The organism is Methylobacterium sp. WL18, assembly GCF_008040015.1.
GTDB classification, from domain to species: Bacteria; Pseudomonadota; Alphaproteobacteria; order Rhizobiales; family Beijerinckiaceae; genus Methylobacterium; species Methylobacterium mesophilicum.
Window position 1 is genome coordinate 1 of the sequence record NZ_VRVD01000325.1, and the last position, 5,204, is coordinate 5,204.

The following is a 5,204-nucleotide window of genomic DNA, read 5'->3' on the forward strand; positions in this document are numbered from 1 at the left end:
GCCCCCTTCTCCCGAGTCAGGCGGCCGACATACGCGATGGCGTCGCCCCGGGCGGGGTCGGCCGGCGGCCCGTCCGCGACTCGGACCGGGTTGTCGACGCGGTGATGGGTGAGCGCGTAGCCGCCGAGCAGGTCGCCGAGCCGCCGCCGGCTGGCGTCGCAGACGTGGACGACGTGGAGCGGACGCCCGTGCAGCGCCTGCCGGAGCGCCCCCGCGCGGGCGACGCGCACGAGCTTGTGAACCCGGCTGCGGGGGTCGCAGGGCGCGGCCAGGCACGCGGGCGAGAGCGGCGCCAGCCCGCAGGGCTCGGCCCGGTCGAACCGGTAATAGACCCCGTTCGGGCAGGCCATGGCGTAATCGTGCAGGGTGACGACCACCGGCACGCCGAGCCGGGACAGGACCGGGAAGATCGCCGGCGACAGGGTGCGGGTCCACTGGTGCAGGTGGAGGCAATCCGGCGCCGCCGGCAGGTGCCGGAACGCCGCCTCCAGGGCGCGCGCCGCGGCCGCATGCCAGATCCCGGTGGCCGCCGCCCGGACGCCGCCCAGGGTCCAGATGTCGGGCAGGCCGAGCTCGATCCGGTCAATGCCCGGATGGTCCAGCAGGGGATCGACCGGGCCTCGGATCGCCTGGATGTAGGTCACCGCCAAGCCGGCCTCGGCGAGCCCGCGGGCGGATTCCAGGGCGACCTTCTCCGCCCCGCCGCTGGCGGTCGCGAACTCGGCGAGGATCACGACATGCATGCATTGTCTCGGCAGGGCCTGCCGCAATGATAAGTCCAGGGCGGTTTACGGAGGATCAACCGCCGCTCGTTACAGACTTACGCCCCGAAAAGAGAGCGGCAGAGTTCCTGACGTGCACGTCGTCCTCGTCGCCGATCATGCCGCGATCAACGGCGGCCAAGCCAAGGTCGCGATCGAATCCGCCCTCGGTCTCGCCGCCCGGGGCTTCCGCGTCAGCCTGTTCGCGGCCGTGGGGCCGGTCGATCCGCGGCTGGAGCGCGCCGGAATCCGGGTGGTCTGCCTGGATCAGGACGACGTCACCACGGCGCGAAGCAAGATGGCCTTCGCGGCCCAGGCGATCTGGAACGGGGCCGCGGCCCGGGCGCTGGCGGCCGAGTTCGCCGCCTGCGATCCGCGCGACACGCTGGTCCATGTCCACGCCTTCGCCAAGGCACTGTCGCCGGCCATCGGCCCGGCCCTGCGGGCCTCCGGCCTGCCGTGCCTCTACACGATGCACGAGTTCTTCCTGGTCTGCCCGACCGGGGGGTTCTACGCCTATCCGGAGCAGAAGATCTGCCACCGGGTGCCGATGTCGGCCTCCTGCATCCTGGCGAACTGCGACGCCCGCAGCTACCCGCGCAAGGTCGCCCGGATGATCCGCCATGCCGGGCTCGCGCATGTCGCCCGGTTGCCCGAGCTGTTCGCCCACGTGATCACGATCAGCGACCTGCAGGAGAGCGTGGTCCGGCCGCTGCTGCCCGCCGGCACCCGGTTTTACCGGGTCGACAACCCGATCGCGGTGGAACCGGCGCCGGTCCGGGCGGAGCCGCCCGGGGACTTCCTGTTCGTCGGGCGGATCTCCACTGAGAAGGGGGCGCCGATCTTCGCGGAGGCCGCCCGGCGGGCCGGGGTGCGGGCGGTGTTCGTCGGCGACGGCTCCGAGCGGGCCGACCTCGCCGCCCGCTATCCCGAGGCGGTGATGCTGGGCTGGCGCGACCCCGCCGCCGTGCAGGCGCTGATGCGGCAGGCCCGGGCGCTCGTCTTCCCGAGCGTCTGGTACGAGGGCCAGCCGCTCACCGTCTACGAGGCGCTCGCCTGCGGCACGCCGGTGGTCGTCAGCGACGCCTGCGCGGGCCGGGAGGCGGTGGTCGACGGCGAGACCGGGTTCTGGTTCCGCTCGGGCGATCCCGACGCGCTCGCCGCCCACCTGCGCCGCCTGTCCGACGACGATCTCGCCGCCCGGATGGGCCGGGCCGCGCATGGCCGCTACTGGACTGCGCCGCTGACCCCGGACGTCCACCTCGACCGGCTGACCAGCGTCTACGAAACGGTGATGCGGGAGGCCGCCGCGCCGGGCCGAATCGTGCGTCCGCAGCCCGGCCAGGCGGTCGCCACCGCCTGATCCGGGAACGCCCGGGTCGAATGCAGCCGCCGCCATGGGAAAGTTCGGAAACACCCGGGGCCCGTCGCGTTGACGCGCACAGGCACCGAGCGTGCATCCGTCACGGACGAGCGACAGACATGGCCGACGACCACAAGCCTCAGGACGCGACCAAGCCGGGCTTCCAGCAGGACAGCGCCAAGCCGGGCGACAAGGCCAATCCCGCCAACAAGCAGGAGAAGCTGGACGAGCGCCTCGACGACGCCCTCGAGGAGACGTTCCCGTCGAGCGACCCGGTCTCGGTGAAGATCACCAAGTAACGGGTTCCCAAAGGGCTCAGCCCTTTGGCGGGGCCATCGGGGCAGAGCCCCGATGCAGCCGGGCTCTGCCCAGCACCCGCATAAGGTCCCGGACCTTGTGCGGGTGCTGAAACTTTTAGGCGGCTTCGAGCAGCCGGCGGGCGATCACCTGGGCCTGGATCTCGGCCGCGCCCTCGAAGATCGACAGGATGCGGGCGTCGCACAGGATCCGGCTGACCGGGTATTCCAGCGCGAAGCCGTTGCCGCCGTGGATCTGAAGCGCGTTGTCGGCGGCCGCCCAGGCGACCCGGGCGCCCAGCAGCTTGGCCATCCCGGCCTCCAGGTCGCAGCGCTTGCCGGCATCCTTCTCGCGCGCCGAGAAGTAGGTGAGCTGGCGGGCGATGTTGATCTCCACCGCCATCATGGCGAGCTTGTCGGCGACCCGCGGGAAGCTGACCAGCGCCTTGCCGAACTGGACCCGCTCCTCGGCGTAGCGCAGGGCCACGTCGAGGGCCGACTGGGCGACGCCGATGGCCCGGGCCGCGGTCTGGATGCGGGCCGACTCGAAGGTCTGCATCAGCTGGGCGAAGCCCTTGCCCTCGACCTCGCCGAGCAGGTTCGCGGCCGGGACCTCCAGTTCCTCGAAGGCCAGCTCGTATTCCTTCATGCCGCGGTAGCCGAGCACCTCGATCTCGCCGCCGGACAGGCCCTTGAGCGGGAACGGCTCCTCGTCCGTGCCGCGGGGCTTCTCGGCGATCAGCATCGAGAGGCCGCGATGGCCCTTCTCCTCGGGCTTGGTCCGCACCAGCACGGTCATGATGTCGGCCCGGACCGGGTGGGTGATCCAGGTCTTGTTGCCGGTGATTTTCCAGGTGTCGCCGTCCTTCACCGCCTTCGTGCGGAGCGAGGCGAGGTCAGACCCCGTGTTCGGCTCGGTGAACACGGCCGTCGGCAGGATGTCGCCCGAGGCGATCTTGGGCAGGAAGCGGTGCTTCTGCTCCTCGGTGCCGCCGCACAGGATCAGCTCGGCGGCGATCTCCGAGCGGGTGCCGAGCGAGCCGACGCCGATATAGGCCCGGGACAGCTCCTCCGAGACCACGCACATCGCGGTCTTGGGCAGACCCATGCCGCCGTATTCCTCCGGGATGGTCAGGCCGAACACGCCCAGCTCGGCCATCTTGGTGACGACCTCCATGGGGATGTATTCGTTCTTCAGGTGCCACTCATGCGCCTGCTCGACCACCTCGGCCTTGCCGAAGCGGCGCATCTCGGAGCGGATCGCCTCCATGTCCTCGTCGAGGCCCGAGGCACCCACCGTGGCGGAGCCGCCGCCCTCGCGCATCAGCGCCACCAGGGCGGCGCGGTGCTCCGGGGTGTTGCCCTCGGCGATCAGGGTCTCGACCGCATCGGTGCGGTACTGCCCGACTTCCTTGGCCGAGAGGCCGAGCGAGCCGATCGGGCGGACCATCTCGCCCTGGCTCATCGGGATGCCGGAGAACAGCTGGTCGAGGTACTCGCCCGCGCCGATCCGCACGAGCAGCGTCTCGGTCTCGCCGAACCGGCCCTCGGCCTGGAGGCGCTCGGCATAGCCGCCGAGTTCGGCCACCGCCTCGGCGTAGGTCGCGAGCCAGGCCAGCCCGTGGGCGGCGTGCTGCTGCGCCTCGAGCTTGCCGGCATCGATCCGCCCGTCCGTCCCGAGGATGCGCGTGCGGACCCGGCGCGTGGCCTCCGCCAGGAGGGCCTTCGCGCTCTCGCCGGCGCCCTTGACGAGGCTGACGACGTCCTGCGGCTCGGTCTGGATAGCGGGGGATGCGGACATGGTTTTTGGCTCGCGTGGCGTTTTATTGGATCGTGACTTCTAACCCGTCCGGCGCCGGGGCCGAAGCAGATTTCATTTGCCGCGTCTTGAACTGAAGTTGAAGGCCGCGGGGTTTTGACTCGCGCCTGCGTGACGAACCAGCATCCACGTCAACGGCAGGCGCACGCGTTCAGCGCTTCTGCTCGCAGCGGGTCTTCACGTAAGCGCCGTTCTCGCCGGTGAAACCGGTATTGGCCGCCAGAACCGGCCCCTGGATCAGGCATTCCTGCAGCGTGTGGGCGGGCCCGGTGATCACGTCGAGGGCGGTCTCGCGGGAGCAGTCCGGGGCCTGGACGTTGGCGGCGCAGATGAGCGCGACGACGAGGATCTGGTTCATGGGGCCTCCCGGGGATCTGGTCGATCCGGCCCGGCTCTTCGGCGGCTGGGCGGCAACGAACGAAAGACCGAGCCTCTGCAAGGGTTCCGGGGCTGCGGCGTCACGGTCCCGGGGTCAGGCCCGGCTCGCCACCGCGACGCCCACCGCCGCCACCGCCATCCCGGCGCCCTGCACCGGGGTGAGCACCTCGCCGAACAGCAGGTAGCCCAGGACGGCCGCCACCGGCGGCACCAGGAAGAACAGGGCGGCGACGCCCGCCACCGCGCCCCGCCGGATCAGCGCCAGGAGCAGCAGGATCCCGGCCACCGAGTTGACCAGGATCGCCCAGGCGAGCCCGAGCCAGAGGGGCGCCACCGGGTCGATCGTGGCATGGCCGAAGGCCAGCGCCAGCGGGATCGCGCAGGCCATCCCGCCCACGAATTGCAGGGTCGCGTTGGCCAGGAGGTCGCCGCCGCCGCCGGTGCGCTTCTGCCAGAGGGTGCCCAGCGTCAGGGCCAGCACCGCCACGAGGCTGACCGCCAGGGCCACCGGCGGGATCCCGGACGGGTCGGCGGCGCCGAGCTTCGGGGCGAGCACCAGGCCGGCGCCGGCAAAGCCCAGCAGGATG

6 protein-coding genes are annotated in these 5,204 nt (G+C 71.4%); 2 read left to right on the forward strand and 4 right to left on the reverse strand.

Features of this window, described 5'->3' with window-relative positions; all coding sequences use genetic code 11:
- Nucleotides 1–743, reverse strand: a 743-nt coding sequence (locus tag FV228_RS19560) for a glycosyltransferase (protein WP_147856145.1), incomplete at its 3' end; no start/stop codon positions are given.
- A gap of 112 nt (nt 744–855) precedes the next feature.
- Between FV228_RS19560 and FV228_RS19565 the strand changes: the two genes are divergently transcribed.
- Together FV228_RS19565 and FV228_RS19570 are read left to right on the forward strand one after the other, a co-directional pair.
- The gene (locus FV228_RS19565; RefSeq protein ID WP_147856146.1) at nt 856–2,124 is read left to right on the forward strand and encodes a glycosyltransferase family 4 protein; all 1,269 of its coding nucleotides are present in this window, start codon (nt 856–858) and stop codon (nt 2,122–2,124) included.
- 119 nt (nt 2,125–2,243) lie between these two features.
- A complete protein-coding gene (locus FV228_RS19570) occupies nt 2,244–2,423 on the forward strand; it encodes a hypothetical protein (RefSeq protein WP_147856147.1) in 180 nt (59 codons plus the stop codon).
- A 115-nt stretch (nt 2,424–2,538) separates the two neighbouring features.
- Here the strand turns inward: FV228_RS19570 and FV228_RS19575 are convergent, their stop codons facing one another.
- From FV228_RS19575 to FV228_RS19585, 3 genes are all read right to left on the reverse strand, one after another.
- The gene (locus tag FV228_RS19575; protein ID WP_147856148.1) at nt 2,539–4,221 is read right to left on the reverse strand and encodes an acyl-CoA dehydrogenase family protein; all 1,683 of its coding nucleotides are present in this window, start codon (nt 4,219–4,221) and stop codon (nt 2,539–2,541) included.
- A 169-nt stretch (nt 4,222–4,390) separates the two neighbouring features.
- On the reverse strand, nt 4,391–4,597 hold the full coding sequence (locus FV228_RS19580; RefSeq protein ID WP_007565256.1) for a hypothetical protein: 207 nt from the start codon (nt 4,595–4,597) through the stop codon (nt 4,391–4,393).
- Nucleotides 4,598–4,711: 114 nt separating this feature from the next.
- The coding region (locus FV228_RS19585; RefSeq protein WP_147856149.1) for a DMT family transporter at nt 4,712–5,204 on the reverse strand (493 nt) is incomplete at its 5' end.

Bases quoted from the DNA above. Each gene is read 5' to 3' on its own strand.
- FV228_RS19570 (WP_147856147.1), top strand. From the start codon at position 2,244: ATGGCCGACGACCACAAGCCTCAGGACGCGACCAAGCCGGGCTTCCAG.
- FV228_RS19575 (WP_147856148.1), bottom strand. From the start codon at position 4,221: ATGTCCGCATCCCCCGCTATCCAGACCGAGCCGCAGGACGTCGTCAGC.
- FV228_RS19580 (WP_007565256.1), bottom strand. From the start codon at position 4,597: ATGAACCAGATCCTCGTCGTCGCGCTCATCTGCGCCGCCAACGTCCAG.